The organism is Sulfitobacter sp. UBA1132, assembly GCF_002311545.1.
Classification (GTDB): Bacteria; Pseudomonadota; Alphaproteobacteria; order Rhodobacterales; family Rhodobacteraceae; genus Sulfitobacter; species Sulfitobacter pontiacus.
Genome location: NZ_DCAN01000011.1, coordinates 19,062 through 33,539, shown reverse-complemented (window position 1 = coordinate 33,539; position 14,478 = coordinate 19,062). Strand labels below are relative to the sequence as shown.

14 protein-coding genes are annotated in these 14,478 nt (G+C 60.6%); 6 read left to right on the top strand and 8 right to left on the bottom strand.

All coding sequences use genetic code 11. From position 1 onward, the window contains the following. Positions 1–38 precede the first annotated feature (38 nt). The 4 genes from B4F27_RS07815 to B4F27_RS07800 are packed head-to-tail and all read left to right on the top strand — an operon-like array spanning position 39 to position 4,720. Positions 39–980, top strand: coding sequence for a LysR substrate-binding domain-containing protein (locus B4F27_RS07815; protein ID WP_286759600.1), 942 nt, complete (start codon positions 39–41; stop codon positions 978–980). 55 nt (positions 981–1,035) lie between these two features. Further along, positions 1,036–1,542, top strand: a complete 507-nt coding sequence (locus B4F27_RS07810; protein WP_286759344.1) for a 2Fe-2S iron-sulfur cluster-binding protein — start codon at positions 1,036–1,038, stop codon at positions 1,540–1,542. After that, on the top strand, positions 1,539–2,513 hold the full coding sequence (locus B4F27_RS07805; protein ID WP_286759343.1) for an FAD binding domain-containing protein: 975 nt from the start codon (positions 1,539–1,541) through the stop codon (positions 2,511–2,513). The genes B4F27_RS07810 and B4F27_RS07805 overlap by 4 nt, the downstream gene beginning before the upstream one ends. Continuing rightward, entirely contained in the window at positions 2,510–4,720 is a 2,211-nt protein-coding gene (locus tag B4F27_RS07800) for a xanthine dehydrogenase family protein molybdopterin-binding subunit (RefSeq protein ID WP_286759342.1), read from the top strand. The genes B4F27_RS07805 and B4F27_RS07800 overlap by 4 nt, the downstream gene beginning before the upstream one ends. A gap of 235 nt (positions 4,721–4,955) precedes the next feature. Here B4F27_RS07800 and B4F27_RS07795 read toward each other — a convergent pair whose 3' ends face one another. Genes B4F27_RS07795 through B4F27_RS07785 form a run of 3 tightly spaced genes read right to left on the bottom strand, consistent with a single transcriptional unit; the run spans position 4,956 to position 7,124 of the window. Then, positions 4,956–6,179 (bottom strand): DUF3618 domain-containing protein, encoded by a 1,224-nt coding sequence (locus B4F27_RS07795; protein WP_286759341.1) that lies wholly within the window; start codon positions 6,177–6,179, stop codon positions 4,956–4,958. Then, on the bottom strand, positions 6,169–6,567 hold the full coding sequence (locus B4F27_RS07790) for a phage holin family protein (protein ID WP_005852019.1): 399 nt from the start codon (positions 6,565–6,567) through the stop codon (positions 6,169–6,171). The genes B4F27_RS07795 and B4F27_RS07790 overlap by 11 nt, the downstream gene beginning before the upstream one ends. After that, positions 6,564–7,124 (bottom strand): hypothetical protein, encoded by a 561-nt coding sequence (locus tag B4F27_RS07785; RefSeq protein ID WP_286759340.1) that lies wholly within the window; start codon positions 7,122–7,124, stop codon positions 6,564–6,566. The genes B4F27_RS07790 and B4F27_RS07785 overlap by 4 nt, the downstream gene beginning before the upstream one ends. Positions 7,125–7,440: 316 nt before the next feature. Between B4F27_RS07785 and B4F27_RS07780 the strand changes: the two genes are divergently transcribed. Then, positions 7,441–7,935, top strand: a complete 495-nt coding sequence (locus B4F27_RS07780; protein WP_037954206.1) for a ferritin-like domain-containing protein — start codon at positions 7,441–7,443, stop codon at positions 7,933–7,935. A gap of 104 nt (positions 7,936–8,039) precedes the next feature. Here B4F27_RS07780 and B4F27_RS07775 read toward each other — a convergent pair whose 3' ends face one another. From B4F27_RS07775 to B4F27_RS07760, 4 genes are all read right to left on the bottom strand, one after another. Further along, positions 8,040–9,710 carry a mechanosensitive ion channel family protein gene (locus tag B4F27_RS07775; RefSeq protein ID WP_286759339.1) on the bottom strand — a complete coding sequence of 557 codons (1,671 nt, stop codon included), beginning with the start codon at positions 9,708–9,710 and terminating at the stop codon, positions 8,040–8,042. Positions 9,711–9,838: 128 nt separating this feature from the next. Further along, positions 9,839–10,219: a response regulator gene (locus B4F27_RS07770; protein ID WP_286759338.1), complete on the bottom strand. Its 381-nt coding sequence runs from the start codon at positions 10,217–10,219 to the stop codon at positions 9,839–9,841. A 48-nt stretch (positions 10,220–10,267) separates the two neighbouring features. Next, positions 10,268–11,725 (bottom strand): sensor histidine kinase, encoded by a 1,458-nt coding sequence (locus B4F27_RS07765; protein ID WP_286759337.1) that lies wholly within the window; start codon positions 11,723–11,725, stop codon positions 10,268–10,270. Between the two features lie 8 nt (positions 11,726–11,733). After that, complete coding sequence (locus B4F27_RS07760) at positions 11,734–13,251, bottom strand: ATPase domain-containing protein (RefSeq protein ID WP_286759336.1); 1,518 nt, start codon at positions 13,249–13,251, stop codon at positions 11,734–11,736. Between the two features lie 279 nt (positions 13,252–13,530). Between B4F27_RS07760 and B4F27_RS07755 the strand changes: the two genes are divergently transcribed. Continuing rightward, positions 13,531–13,971, top strand: coding sequence for a PACE efflux transporter (locus tag B4F27_RS07755; RefSeq protein WP_009826279.1), 441 nt, complete (start codon positions 13,531–13,533; stop codon positions 13,969–13,971). Between the two features lie 21 nt (positions 13,972–13,992). Here B4F27_RS07755 and B4F27_RS07750 read toward each other — a convergent pair whose 3' ends face one another. Then, complete coding sequence (locus B4F27_RS07750; protein WP_005852003.1) at positions 13,993–14,448, bottom strand: Lrp/AsnC family transcriptional regulator; 456 nt, start codon at positions 14,446–14,448, stop codon at positions 13,993–13,995. Positions 14,449–14,478 lie beyond the last annotated feature (30 nt).

The window sequence follows — 14,478 nt, the reverse complement described above, 5'->3', positions numbered from 1 at the left end:
AGCCAGACATACTGCTGCATGACGATAGGATTTCTACTGTGCCGACCTCGAACGACCTCCCCCCTCTGAACGGGCTGCGCGCCTTTGCAGCGGCGGGCCGCCATCTTACCTTTCGCGCCGCAGCTGATGAATTGGGCGTGACTCAAGGTGCCGTGGCCCAACAGGTGCGCGGGCTAGAAGACCATCTGAACCTGCGTCTCTTTCTCAGAGAGCCGCGCGGGTTGGCCTTTACCGAAGAGGGGCGCGCCTATCACATCGCGATTGCCCGCGCCTTCGACCAAATGGCCGATGCAACAGATGCGCTGCGCACCGCGCCGTCCCACGTCACGATCAGTGTCACCCCCACCTTTGCGTCGAAATGGCTGATCCCCCGACTGGCAGCCTTTACCCAAGCGCACCCCGGCATTGATCTGCGCATCACCGCGACCGAAAGAGTGTCCAGCTTTCACGCGGATGGAATCGACCTTGCCGTGCGGCAGGGCAATCCGCCGTTCGGAGCGAGCCTGCGCGCTGACCTGTTGTTCGAGCAGCAGATCGTCGCCGTCTGCGCCCCCCATTTGGCGGAAGCGCTGAACACGCCGATGGACGCGGCAGGTATCGCAGAGACGACACTGCTGCATGACACGCACGATCTTTGGCCGCAGTTCATCAAAACGGTCTTTGGGCGCGATGTCCCGACGGCGCGCGGTCTGCGGTTCAACCAGACGACGCTTAGCCTTGATGCGGCGCTTGCCGGTCAGGGGATCGCCCTTGCCAACCGGTTTCTTGTCCAGCGTGATCTGCGTGCGAAACGGCTGGTGCAACCGATCGAAGGCGCATTGAGCGGTGGTAGCGGGTTTTACCTTTTGTCCCCACGGCAAGGCTCCCCAAGCGGTGCCGCCCATGTCCGCGATTGGCTACTGGGCCGCGCCCGCGACGACGTGGCAGAGGCCGCCCTACGTCCAAACGACGAAAGCAACCTTCCCATAGCGGAACCCTGACCCGCTGGCGGGGGTTCTTCTTCATAGATGTCACAAGACAAAGGGCCCCCTTCTCATGAAGACGACACTGACCGTTAACGGCGAAGACCATAGTCTTGACGCCGACACCCGCACGTCGCTGCTGGATGCGCTGCGCAATCACCTGAACCTCACCGGCACCAAAAAGGGCTGCGATCACGGCCAATGCGGCGCCTGCACCGTCATGGTCAACGGCCGCCGCATCAATTCCTGCCTGACGCTCGCCTGTATGCACGACGGCGACAAGATCACCACGATCGAGGGTCTGGGCGACGAACGCAACCTGTCCGACATGCAGCAGAACTTTGTCAAACACGACGGTTTCCAGTGCGGCTACTGCACACCGGGTCAGATCTGCTCAGCCACCGCCATGCTCGAAGAGTTCAAAGCCGGCTGGCCCTCTAACGTATCCGGCAGCCTGACAGCCTCGCCCGAGCTGACCGATGACGAGATATCAGAGCGGATGTCCGGCAATATCTGCCGCTGTGCCGCCTACCCCAACATTGTCGATGCGATCCGCGAAACGGCGAAGGGGCAGTCATGAAACAGTTCGATTACATCCGCGCCGGTGCCAATAGCGATGTCACCGGCACCCCAGATGCCACGATCATCGCCGGGGGCACCAATCTGCTGGACCTTATGAAGCTAGAGGTGATGACCCCGGACCGGCTGGTCGATATCTCGCGTTTGGACCTCAAACAGATCACCCCAACCCGCGACGGCGGGCTGCGCATAGGTGCCTTGGTCACCAACTCTGATCTGGCGGCGGATATGACCGTACGGTCGGATTATGCCGCACTCTCCTCCGCTCTGCTGGCGGGCGCGTCCGGTCAGCTGCGCAACAAGGCGACCACGGGTGGCAACCTGCTGCAACGCACCCGCTGCTACTATTTCTACGACACCGATCAGCCCTGTAACAAACGCGACCCCGGCTCCGGCTGTAGTGCGATGGAGGGGGCGAACCGTCTGCACGCGATCCTTGGTGTGACCGACAAATGTATCGCCAGCCACCCCAGCGATATGGCGGTGGCCATGCAGATGTTAGGGGCCGAGGTCGAGATAGAGGCGGCCGATGGTCTGACCCGCACTGTGCCGCTGTCCGACTTCTATCTGATCCCCACCGACCCCGCCGTCGAAACCGTCTTGCAACCCGGCGAGTTGATCACCGCCGTGATCCTCCCCGCCCCCGCCGAGGGTCGCCAAACTTACCGCAAGGTACGCGACCGCGCGTCCTACGCCTTTGCGATGGTATCGGTCGCGGCGCGGATCAAGGTGACGGATGGCAAGATCACCCAAGCCGCAATTGCTTGCGGCGGTATCGGATCAATGCCTTGGCGCGATCCGGCGGTCGAGGACGCGTTGATCGGGCAAGAACCCGCGCGCGAGGTGTTCGGCAAAGCCGCCGATATTCTGGTCGCGGAGGCCGCACCGAAAGAAGGCAATGCGTTCAAGGTGCCGCTGGCGCGACGCACGCTCAGCGCCACACTCAAGGAACTCACGGGGGTACAGCAATGACCGACGGTAGCAATATTTCGACCGCCGAACTGAAGATGGATGAACCCGATGACCGCAACCGGCTGGACGCCACGGCTCAGGGGTTGATCCACACTGGCATGGACCGTCCTGACGGCCCGCTGAAAGTATCAGGCCGCGCCACCTATGCGCATGAGGATCAGCCCACGGGCATGATGACCGGCGTCTTGGTGCGCGTCCCTCTCGCGGGCGGTCAGGTCACCGGCCTGAACGCCGAGGCGATCCGCAAGCTGGATGGGGTGCGCGGTGTGTTCCATGGTAAGACCTTCCTGCGTAATCCTGCCCAAGGCACCGCGAACGAAGCACCGGTGCAGCCGGACGGCAAGATTTCCTATGTCGGTCAGCCCGTGGGTTTGGTGGTCGCCGATACGTTCGAGCAGGCCCGCCACGCGGCCCATATGGTTGAGCTTCAGATCACGCCCGACGATGCGGTCACCGACCTGGAAACGGCAGAGATCGAGACCCCGAAGGAAAAGCAATCGTCCCAAGGTGATCTGGACGCCGCCCTATCGCAAGCCGCCTACACCGTGGACGCAACCTATCGCACCGGCGGGCATAGCTCGTCGGCAATGGAACCCCACGCCGCGATCGCGCAATGGGACGGCGACAAGCTGACCCTGCGCGGGTCGTACCAGATGCTCAAATACAATGTGAATGAACTGGCCGACGCTCTTGGGATCGACCCAGAGAACGTGCATCTTCTGGCCCCGTTCGTGGGGGGGGGCTTCGGCTCCAAACTGGGGATCAGCCACGAGGCCGTGGCCGCGGCGCTCGCCGCGCGCGAGCTAGGGGCACCGGTGGCTGTCGTATTGACGCGCCAGCAGGTGCTAGAAGCGACAATGCGTCGATCCGAGACCGTGCAGCACATCAAGCTCGCCGCGGATACCGACGGGCGCATGACCGGCATCGGCCACGATTCCACCGTGTCGCAACTGATGGACGAAAGCTTTGCAGAGCCGGTAGCCCAGGCCACGCCATTCCTTTACCGTGGTGAGAACCGCGAGATCGGGATGCACATCAAGCGGATCAACCGCATGTGTGCAGGCTCTGTCCGCGCGCCGGGGGAAGCGGTCGGGATCACCGCGCTTGAAATCGCGATGGACGAACTGGCGGTCGCAAGTGGCATCGACCCTGTCGAATTGCGCAAACGCAACATTCCGGATGTCGACCCGTCAGACGGGCGCGCATTCTCGTCCCACAAACTGGCCGAGGCGTTGGATGATGGGGCCAAGACCTTTGGCTGGGACAGCCGCGAGGTCGGCAAGACGGATGGTGAATGGCTGATCGGCTACGGCATGGCCTCTGCCACTCGCGTCAATATGCTGGGCGAAAGCCACGCCCGCGTGACCCTGAACCAGGACGGTAGCCTGCTCGTTGAAACCGATATGACCGACATCGGCACGGGCACCTATGCGATCCTCACCCAGATTGCGGGCGAGATGCTGGGCGTTCCTTCGGACCGTGTGACCGTGCGTTTGGGCGACAGCAGCTTGCCCAAAGCCGCCGGATCCGGTGGCAGCTGGGGGGCCGCATCCTCGGGCGGGTCGGTTTTTGTCGCCTGCGAAGCCCTGCGCAAAAAGATCGCCAAGGCTATGGGCGTAGAGGAATGTGACCTGACTCTGCAAGATGGCGTCGCCACCGCCAACAACCGTCGCGCCGATCTGCCGGAATTCACCAAGGATGGCCCGCTCACGGTCAAGGGCGTGATCAAGAAGGGTGACACCCAGACCGACCGCCGCCAAGCCACTTTCGGTGCCTTCTTTGCCGAGGTCGGCGTGAACAGCGTCACCGGCGAGACGCGCGTGCGCCGGATGCACGGCAGCTTCGCCGCCGGTCGCATCCTGAACGCCAAGACAGCGCGCTCCCAATGTCTGGGCGGCATGACCTTTGGCATCGGCATGGCGCTGACCGAAGAGCTGATGTTTGACAAACGCGACGGCCATCTAGTGAACAACGATCTGGCTGAATACCACGTGCCGGTAAACCTTGATGTGCCACAGCTGACCGTGAACTTCGTGCAGGAACGTGACCCTTGGGCGAACCCCATGCAGGCCAAAGGCATCGGAGAGCTGGGCATCTGCGGCGCAGGCGCATCCATCATCAACGCGATCTACGACGCTTGCGGTGTGCGGGTGCGCGACCTGCCCGCGACGATGGACAAGATCCTGTCGGACCTGCCAGAGATGTAAGCGGCGGCATCCGTAAACAAATCAACCGGCGCGGCGTAAGCTTGCGCCGGTTTTTTTGTGGGCTTTTGCATCACGACTGGACCCGCCCCAGCAAGAAAAGCGACTCGCGGACTGTGCACCGGCCAATCTCAGCACGTCGGGCATCTGCGGTTCCTACCGCCCCCTTCGCCAGCAACAAGGCACAAAAAAAGCCCGCGCAAACAAGCGCGGGCTTTTATCAGCTATATCGGCAGTATCAGGACTTCTTGACGTCTCCGACACCCTGTTTATCCGCCTCGGCTTCGGCAGCGTCGACAACGCGTTGGCCAGAGGCTTTGGCCTTCTCGACAATCGCATCTGCTGCTGTATCACCCGGGGCCGCGGCGTCCGCGTCTTCCTTGGTTTCGCGCAACACCTTCTTCGCCTCGTCAGAGGCCGCCTGAGCAACCTTGCCGAGCTTTGCCTTTTCTTCGGCGAAGATACGTTCAGCGTCGGCCATCAGCTGGTCGCTATGCTGACCCATGTAGCGGTCCTCTGTCCGGCTGCGGGGCAGTGCGGCGCCGATAGCGGCCCCAACGGCGAGCGCAAGCGCACCGGCAATCAGCGGCTGCTCTTCGTACATATCGACGGCACGATCCCGACCTTCGCGGCCATAGGATGCGGCTGTCGCACGGGCGCGAACGGCGCTTTCACGGGCGGCGATGACGCGCTCGCGGGCTTGCTCTGACAGGTCTTCGGTGCCCTCGGCCAAACGGCGGCGCAACTGCGCTGCGCGCTCGGAGGCGGAGGATGCAAAGTCGCGGGCACCCGATGCGACGGAATGACCAGCGTCAGACACCGCACCTGCTGCACCCTTGGCTTTGTCTGCCACGGCCGAGCCTGCGTTTTGGGCGGACCCCGCTACGCTGTACGCCGCGCCCGAGACACGGTCACCGGCGCGCGATGCCGCGTCGCCTGCACGCTGTGCGATACCGGGATGATCATCATCTTCGGTAAGCGCCCATGAGGGCACATCACCCGTCCGCGCAACATCGCCCGAATAATAGGGCTTGGACGGATCGCCGGGCTGTGGCCCCAGATCGCGACGCTGGCCCACGGGAACAACGCCATGCTGCTGCGCACTGACCGGAAGGTCGTGGTCGTCGTGGCGGACACCGTAATAGTTTGCACGTCCGCGGGTGTCGCGATAATCGCGATCATCGCGCGAGATATAGCGGTCGCGGCCTGGCATCTTGTCGCCGGCCATCAACCACGCGAGGCCAACACCGGTCAGCGCCAGCGCAATCGGATTGCGCTTTACTGCATCGGTGACAGAGCGGCCAATGTCGCCCCCGTGCTCGCGGAACTGATCCGAGAATTGGCGGGCAATGGTTTCGACCGAAAACTTGTCTTGCAGATCATCCAGCGTGCTGGTCAATCCGGCGCGCTCGCGCTCGATCTCGCGTTCGATTTCTTCGGGGCTGCGGTTATTACTTGTCATCGTAAACCTCCTTCACGGCTTGCGCGTCACGTTTTACGTTCTTGGTAGTGCGGGTCGGTGCCAAGCTGCTGAGCTTCAGCGCATTGGTCCCTTTGTTGACCATCACATAGGCGATCAGCGCAAAAGCAACGCCGACTATCAGGGCCGACCACCCCGCAGGAATGCCTGCTTCGGTGAGCGCTGCGACCAATGCCGCGGACAGCACGTTCAATGCGGTCAGGGCAACAACGACAGCGCCGACGATCAGACCGATGGCCGCACCCGCAGATTTCAGATTTTCGTTTACTTCGGCACGGGCCAGATCGACCTCGCTGCGGACCAGCGAACTGACATGGGTCAGCGCATCGCTCAGCAGGCTGCCGGTGGATTTATTGGGATCGGTGGTCATACTGTGCTCCCTTTCGCTGTGGTGTTTACGGCGGGGCTGGCGACATCACCTGTATCGAGGTTATGCGCGCGCTCTGCCGGTACGGGGCGTTCCATCTCGCGGCCCTCGTAGGCGTAGCGTTCGCCGCGTGCGCCTGTGTTCGAAGCTTTGGCAAACCGTGTCGCGGCAAAGCCGACCAAGGCAGCCCCGCCCAAAAAGACGAAGGGGTTGCGTTTGGCAAAGTCAGATACCGCGCCGACCATCTCGCCCAGATCCTTGTCGCGCATGGAGTCAGAAGCATCCGCAAGCCCGTCTGCAAGCTGGCTAAAGGTGCGTTCTTGCGGCGACCCGCTGCGCAATTCGTCGGCGGCGGTACGCAATGCGCTGGCCACGCCTTTGACTTCGCTCGCGGCGGCACCTTTGGCTTCGTCTGCATAGCGCGCAGCATCGGAGGCAACGGTGTCGGCCACGTCTTTCGCCCGCGCCTTGGCTTCATCCGTAGCGGAAGCGGCGGTGGCTTTTACTTTTTCATTCAGGTCCTGCGCGCCGGCAGGATTGCTATTTTTTGTATCAGTCATGATGCGCTCCTTTTGTTAGGCGATGAGGTTGAGAACGGCGAGAACGACCACGATCAGGCCGATGAGGTAGAAAATTCCATGCATTCAATTTCTCCTTTTTTGTCACGTTCCTGTTATTGAAGACCCAACCGTCAGAGTTGAATTTCGTTCCCCGCTTCCGACCTTGGGGTCGATAAAACTTGGGTCGGAACGGGTGTGATTTTGGGGTGCATATAAAGGCACGCGCGAAGCCGCCGAGCAGGCAGACAGCGTGGAACGCATTGGCGCATCGCCGCGTTGGTCAGGGAATACAAATCACATCGCAAAGGAGATCGACATGCCGATGAACAGCCTTAAAGACGTGTACCATGACCAACTCCAAGACCTGTACAGCGCGAACAAACAGTCGCTGGATGTGGTCGTCGCCCTAGGCCGTGCCGCCAAGGATAAAGAGCTTTCCGAAGCCCTGATCGCCGGATCGAACGGCATCAGCGACGGCATGGAAAAGATTGCCGAGATCTGCAACGCCCACGGTATTTCGCCTACTGGTGAACATTGCAAAGGGATGGAAGGGCTTGTGGCCGAGGCGAAGGCCCACGCGCTGGAAGAAGACTATGGCGACGACGACGTACGCGACGCCATGATCATCACACAGTATCAGCGCATGGTGCATTACGCGCTGGCCGGATACGGCTGCCTTGTCGCCTTTGCCAACCGTCTGGGCAAAGACGAAGACGGTGCCATCCTGCAGGAATGTCTGGACCAAACCTATGACGGTGACCGCCGCATGACCGACATCGCGACAGGTGGCGTGAACAAAGCCGCAGCCTAAGTTTGCGACAGTTGGGGCGTAGCCCCCACTCAATATGCAAAAGCCCCGCTGGATCAGCGGGGCTTTTCTCATGTCTGCCTACCTCGAAAAACCGTGTCGCGGCTTCAGCTTGCCTCTGCCGCGGTCGCTTGGGGGAAGTAATCGACCCCCTCTTTCTCGGCGAGCTTGTGGATCTCTGCCATGATGCCTTCACGCGCGTCGCAGGCGGCCTCCCACGAAGTGTTGGGGTCGGCACAGGGCACGAGGAACCAGACGTCCTTGCCCAGTACGTCCTGCCCCGCGACCCGCACGCATACATCATCTCGATTACCCACGTAGTTCTCGTCCAGCGCGTCGATCACCTTGTCGAAAGCGTCTCGCAACGCATCCACATCTGCGGTGTGAGACAGTTTGATCTTAACGATGCGCAACATTTCCGGCTCCTGCATGGTCCAGTTCTTGAACGGGGTGGAGACGAATTCGGTCACCGGCACGACCAGCCGCGTGCCATCCCAGTCGCGCAGTTGCACATAGGTGAAATGGATCCGTTCCACATGGCATAGCGCGTCGTTGAACACGATACGGTCGCCGATCTTGGCTGACCCGTTCAAGGCGATCTGCAACGACGACATGATGTTGCTTAAAATGCTGCGCGCGGCGAAGCCCAAGACAAGGGTGACCGCCCCAGCCGTCCCCAGCAACGTCAGCCCGAGGTTCTGGAACACATTGGTCTGCGACAGGAATATACCGCCGCCGACCAGCACGACAGCTACAACAAAGACCCGACGCGCCGCCGAGATCCGCGTTGCGGTGGTACGTTTGTGCACCTCTTCCTTGAGGGTCAGATCGGTTTCCTCGACCTGCGTCAGGTGATCCAGGATAACCTCGACGCAATTGACCACAAACCACAGCCCCGCCCCGATCAGCCCCAGCCATGCGGTCGGCACCAGCACTGTCGTAAGCTCTGCCGAGAAAGAGAAAATCTTGGCCTCGACCACCATGACGAACAGGGTCGACACGCCCACGCAGGCGGGCCCGCGTACCGATCGGAATATCTGCCGTGCCAGCTGCGACGGCACACGCTCCGCGATCCACCCTGTCAGCAACCAGACCAGTCGCGCCACGTAAATCGCCAGCGCGATCAGCACCGGCAGGCCGATGAGTTCCCACAGCGCAAGGTCAACGACCGTGTTTTCTGTCAGTACATCGGGCAGCATGGTTTCAAGCCGACCGGGCCCGTAGCGGGTGTAGAGCCGCGGAATATTCTGCACCGTGTGGCGCGAGAACACCCAGACAGGGTCGCCCCCTTCGGGCTTGATCCGGTTTAGGCGGATTGACGCGGGGTAGTCGTCCATATCAAGCGTCCACAGCAACAGCGATTTGCGCGGCGTGCCCGCCATCGCCTTGTCAGAGGTGGATGTCGCATCCAGCGCATCGGGCCGGTCCAGCAGGTTGTCCCAGTTGATCACAGTTTTCCGGCTGATCACGGTTTCAAGCTGTCGGATCAGCGATGTCCCCACGTCCTGCTGGCGATCCTGCTGGATATCGGACAGGTCAAGCAGATGCGCGGCACCGACCCAATCATCGCGGCGCACGGCCCGCACAAGGCTTTCCATCGTCGCACGGGGTGTTTCGCGGTCGATTTCCGGCATGACCGCGGGCAGACCGCTGTTCAATGCCTCGACGCAATACCAGCGGGCGGTATCGCAGGCTTCCTCTTCCTCCTGCGCCCAAAGCGGTGCCGCAAAGATCAAAAGGGTGGCCATCAGACCCGCGAGGTATCGTAGTTTGCTCAAATCACTCTCCATTCCAGCGTCACGAAATCACGTGACATGTCGGGGTTGTGACTGAGCTAGCGCAGCTATCGCATTCTACCAGTTTTGATCCGGGGAATTCGTGCAGCCAGACGCCTGTGACCGCAAGATCATGCCCCCACCTGCCCTGTGGCTTCCTGCAACATCTTGGTCACATGGTTCGTGGCATAGGGCTTGGGCACAAAGGCAGCCCCGCTTGGCACATCCGCTTCGTCAAGCTCGATCACGCCCGACGCAATCATGATCACCACCGGAGGCCAGGTCGTGCGCACATAGGCCGCCAGTTTGAGCCCGTTCATGGTGCCGGGCATATCAATATCGGTAAATAGGATGCCAATATCAGAATGCGTCTGCATCACTTCGATGGCTTCGTCGGCCGATCCGGCTTCATAGGTCTTAAAGCCGGCCTCTTCGATCATATCGACGGCCCCCATACGGATCAGCGGTTCATCTTCTACGATCAGCACGGCGGGTAGGTTCTGATAATCCACGTTTGGACAGCTTTCATTAATGATCAATGGGCTTGCAGAGCACCATTCTTAGATCGTCAAACCTGCCAGTGGAGCTTGTAGCATAAAACTCAAACCCTCTGGCGCGTAATTTAGTTCCGCCGATCCGTTAAAATATCCGGCGAGCGCTTGTTCTATCATCCGACTGCCAAAGCCTTTGCGGCTTGGCGGTGTCACCAATGGGCCCCCGCTTTCGGTCCAGCTAAGGTGAAACACCTCTGCCCCATCGCTTGCCCGAGCGACCTTCCACTGCACCGCAATCTTGCCGTTGTCCCCGTCACCGGACAAAGCGCCGTATTTCGTGGCGTTGGTCGACAGTTCGTGCAACGCCATCGTCAGGGCCAGCGCCTGTTTGGACCCGATCGGCACATCCGGTCCCTCTATTGCAAACCGTCCCTCACCCGTCCGGTGAGGGGCCAACGCGGCCTCGATCACCTCCAGGATACGGGTCTGTGCCCATGCGGCCTTGATCAAACGGTCATGCGCCTGCGCCATCATGCCAATCCGCGACTGGATAGCGACCTGTGCATCCTTCAGGTTTTCGGACTGACGCAGCGTCTGCGACACCATGACATTGACCATCGCAAGGGTATTTTTCACCCGATGGTTCATCTCGCCCAGCATCAACTGCCGCTGTTCTTCGGCGACCTTGATCTCGTGTATATCCGTGCAGGTGCCATACCAGCGCGTGATCCGTCCGGCCTCGTCACGCACAGGCTGGGCACGCCCCAGCACCCACCGATACTGCCCCGTGCGGTGCCGCAGGCGATATTCGATTTCATAGTGCTCGCCGGTCTCAAGACTGTGACCCCAACGCGCCCAGGCTTTTTCCTGATCGTCGGGATGGAACATGCCGTTCCAGCCCTCGCCGTCGGTCGATCCTTCGGGCACACCGGTGAATTCATACCAGCGGTCGTTGTAATAATCGTGAAACCCGTCCGGCAAAGTGGACCAGATCATCTGATCGACCGAATTCGCAATCGCGTGGAACTTTGCCTCACTCTCGAACAGCTGACGTTCCCGCAGTTCAAGCTGCTCCAGATGTTTGCGCGCCTCATGCTGCCGCCGCCGCGCCTTGAGCGCAGAGCGCACCGAGCGTACCAGCTCCTCTGCGTGCAAAGGGCGCGACAAGAGCACCGCGTTGCTCAGCTGGTCAATTCTTGCCGCCGCGTGGTTGCTGCGGCTGGAGGACGTGCCATTGGCCAGCACGATAAACGGGACATCCGACCACGGGGGCTGCGCGGCAAGCGCCTCTTGCAAGGTATCGACCCCGACGCCTGCCAGCGCCTCTTCGGTCACCAAAATCGCGCCGATTTGCCGCCCGATGAGGCCCGCAAGTTCCCCAAGGGAGGCGACGGATGTCGATGCAATATCATGCTGGTCGAGCAGCTGCCCCGCGACAGCCGCATCCCGTCCGCGTGGCGCGAGAATACCGACAGAGACCAAAAGCGCATCATCCGGGGTCTCTGGCTCGGATGACGATGCCATTTGTGGTGTCACTTTGCACCGTCGCTGGTTTGAGGATCGAGCTGCAAAAGCGCGTCTGAGCGCTGCGTGAACACCGGCGTCCCTGACAACACACCCGAGAAACTGCGGATAGGTTCGCCGATCACGATACCAGTCGCGTCGATCTTGAATTCACGGATGCTGCGTTCATGGTCAGACGTACGGGTCTTGATCACCGCGATGGATTTGCGCACCTCGCCTTCGGCCTCGAAAAACCGCAGCATCATGACGGTATCGGCAAGATAGCTGATATCGATGTCGGTCCGCAGCTCCCCTGTGACACCATGTTGCCCAAGGATCATCAGTGACACCACGCCTTGCTGCGCGAGATAGCTGAGCAGTTCATGCATCTGTAGCACAAGGAAATTATCACTTGGCATCGCGTGCAAATACGCGTTGAGGCTGTCGATCACGACAACACTTACACCGTCCTTTTCCACCGACGTGCGCACCGCGCTGGCGAATTCACCGGGCGACAGTTCCGCCGGATCGATTTGCCGGATTTCCAACTGCCCGTTGTCGATGAACGGCTGCACGTCCATGCCAAGCGCTCGCGAGCGGGTAAGCAACGTCGACAGCCGCTCGTCGAACAGGAAATACGCGGCTTTCTCGCCTCGGTTCAGCGCGGCCAGCATGCAGCGCACCGCCGTCGTTGTCTTGCCCACGCCAGCAGGACCGGCCAGCAGCGCATTGGTGCCGGGCACAAGCCCCCCGCCCAGCAAAGCGTCGAGCTCGTCCAGCCCCGTTGTCACCGCATCAGCCGAAAAATCGCGCGCGTGATCCGCCGCGATCAGGCGCGGGTAGACGCACAACCCGCCCTTTTCGATGGTAAAATCGTGGTAGCCGCCATGATACTTCAGGCCGCGCATCTTGATCACACGCAACCTGCGCCGTTCCGACCCGAAATCATTGGCCAGTTGTTCAAGCGAGACGACGCCATGCGCGATGGAGTGAAGCTGTAGATCCCCCGGTTCAGCCGTGCGGTCGTCCAGCATCAAGACCGTGCAATTACGCCGCGCAAAGAAATGCTTTAGCGCTAGGATTTGCCGACGGTAGCGCAGGGGGTTCTGCGCCAGCAAGCGCAGCTCTGACAGGCTGTCGAGAACGACACGGGTCGGATTATTCTCTTCCACCAGATTGATGATACCACGCACGGTCTCCCCAAGTTCGACTTCGCTTGGGTGCAGCAAGGATTGCTCCCGATCAGAGCTGTACTCGTCTTCCGCGACCAGCTCGTACAGATCAATATCGTCTAGCGTCCAGGAGTGGGACTGTGCGACAGCGGTGAGCTCATCAACCGTTTCGGAAAGCGTGATATAAAGACCGCGCTCACCATTTTCGCGCCCATTCATGAGGAACTTCAACGCAAGCGTTGTTTTGCCGGACCCCGGCGTCCCCTCGACAAGATACAGCCGATGCGGGGTCAACCCGCCACACAGCACATCATCCAAACCAGACGTCCCTGTCGACAGCCGCGTCTGCGCCGCCCCAGTGGTACGATCGCCCATTACTTGCACCCCACTCGTATCATACTCTTACGGTGCCCTTACTCCAGCAGTGGGCCCATGTATCCGCCGTATTTTACTCAATGATGAATATTCAAGCAAATCGATTTGTATCGATAGAACGCCAGAGTGCCGGATGCCCCGCGGGACTGTTCGGAAAAAGGGCCGCGGCCCGATTGCTCTTGAAAAACGCGCGCGGCTTTGCCACCTATGGCAGTGTGAGGACGACCTCCCCTGAATGGAAAACTGTCGGGACGACCCGGCCCTTCAATGAGGTATAACATGCGCTCTGCATTTGACCGTCTTCGCCACGCCATCAGTTTTGAAATCATCGCGCTGATCCTTGTGATCCCCGCAGGCGCGATCCTGTTTGACGTGCCCCTACATGACTTTGGTGTCGTGGGCATTGTCAGCGCCACGCTCGCGACGCTTTGGAACCTTGGCTATAACGTACTTTTTGACTTGGCCTTGCAACGGCTGACTGGAACCACCCTGAAATCGCGCATCGTCCGGGTGCTGCACGCGCTGGCGTTCGAGGCGGGGCTGCTGATGGTGCTGCTGCCCTTCATCGCGTGGTATCTGGGGATCAGCCTGTGGGATGCCTTCGTGCTGGATATCGCACTGGCGGCATTCTACCTCGTTTATTCCTACGTGTTTAACCTGATCTACGACACGCTTTTTCCGCTACCCGAGTGGTCGCAAAAGCAGGCGGAAAGCGCCTAGCCCACCAACCCATTGTGGTGATCAGACCGGCAAGGTGAATGACGCCTTGATCCGGTCCATCACCACGGTGGTTTTGAACCCTTTGATATCGGGGTTGTTGTAGAAAAAATCGCGGGTGAACGCCTCGTAATCCTGCATGTCCTTGGCGCTGACGATCAGCATAAAGTCGGTCTCTCCGGTCACGTAGTAGGCGCTCATCACTTCTGCCCGCTCCCGCACCGCTCGCTTGAAACGGTCGATGATATCGGACCGTTCCCGCGCCAGTTCCACCGCGATGAGCATGGTCAGGGGACGGCCCACGGCCTCGGGCGAGACGACGGCGATATCGGCCTCGATCGCCTTGGTCGCACGCAACCGCGCAAGGCGCCGCTGGACCGAGGTTTGCGACAGCCCGACCAGTTCGGAAAGGCGCGCGCTGGTAAGCAGATTGTCGCGCTGCACGTGATGCAGGATTTTCCGGTCTATCGCGTCAATCATCCTAAATTCCCCATATCTTACAAAAATTTG

Coding starts and splice junctions, on each gene's coding strand:
- B4F27_RS07800 (WP_286759342.1), top strand. CDS start 2,510: ATGACCGACGGTAGCAATATTTCGACCGCCGAACTGAAGATGGATGAA.
- B4F27_RS07780 (WP_037954206.1), top strand. CDS start 7,441: ATGCCGATGAACAGCCTTAAAGACGTGTACCATGACCAACTCCAAGAC.
- B4F27_RS07785 (WP_286759340.1), bottom strand. CDS start 7,124: ATGACTGATACAAAAAATAGCAATCCTGCCGGCGCGCAGGACCTGAAT.
- B4F27_RS07795 (WP_286759341.1), bottom strand. CDS start 6,179: ATGACAAGTAATAACCGCAGCCCCGAAGAAATCGAACGCGAGATCGAG.
- B4F27_RS07810 (WP_286759344.1), top strand. CDS start 1,036: ATGAAGACGACACTGACCGTTAACGGCGAAGACCATAGTCTTGACGCC.
- B4F27_RS07760 (WP_286759336.1), bottom strand. CDS start 13,251: ATGGGCGATCGTACCACTGGGGCGGCGCAGACGCGGCTGTCGACAGGG.
- B4F27_RS07790 (WP_005852019.1), bottom strand. CDS start 6,567: ATGACCACCGATCCCAATAAATCCACCGGCAGCCTGCTGAGCGATGCG.
- B4F27_RS07765 (WP_286759337.1), bottom strand. CDS start 11,725: ATGGCATCGTCATCCGAGCCAGAGACCCCGGATGATGCGCTTTTGGTC.
- B4F27_RS07805 (WP_286759343.1), top strand. CDS start 1,539: ATGAAACAGTTCGATTACATCCGCGCCGGTGCCAATAGCGATGTCACC.
- B4F27_RS07750 (WP_005852003.1), bottom strand. CDS start 14,448: ATGATTGACGCGATAGACCGGAAAATCCTGCATCACGTGCAGCGCGAC.
- B4F27_RS07755 (WP_009826279.1), top strand. CDS start 13,531: ATGCGCTCTGCATTTGACCGTCTTCGCCACGCCATCAGTTTTGAAATC.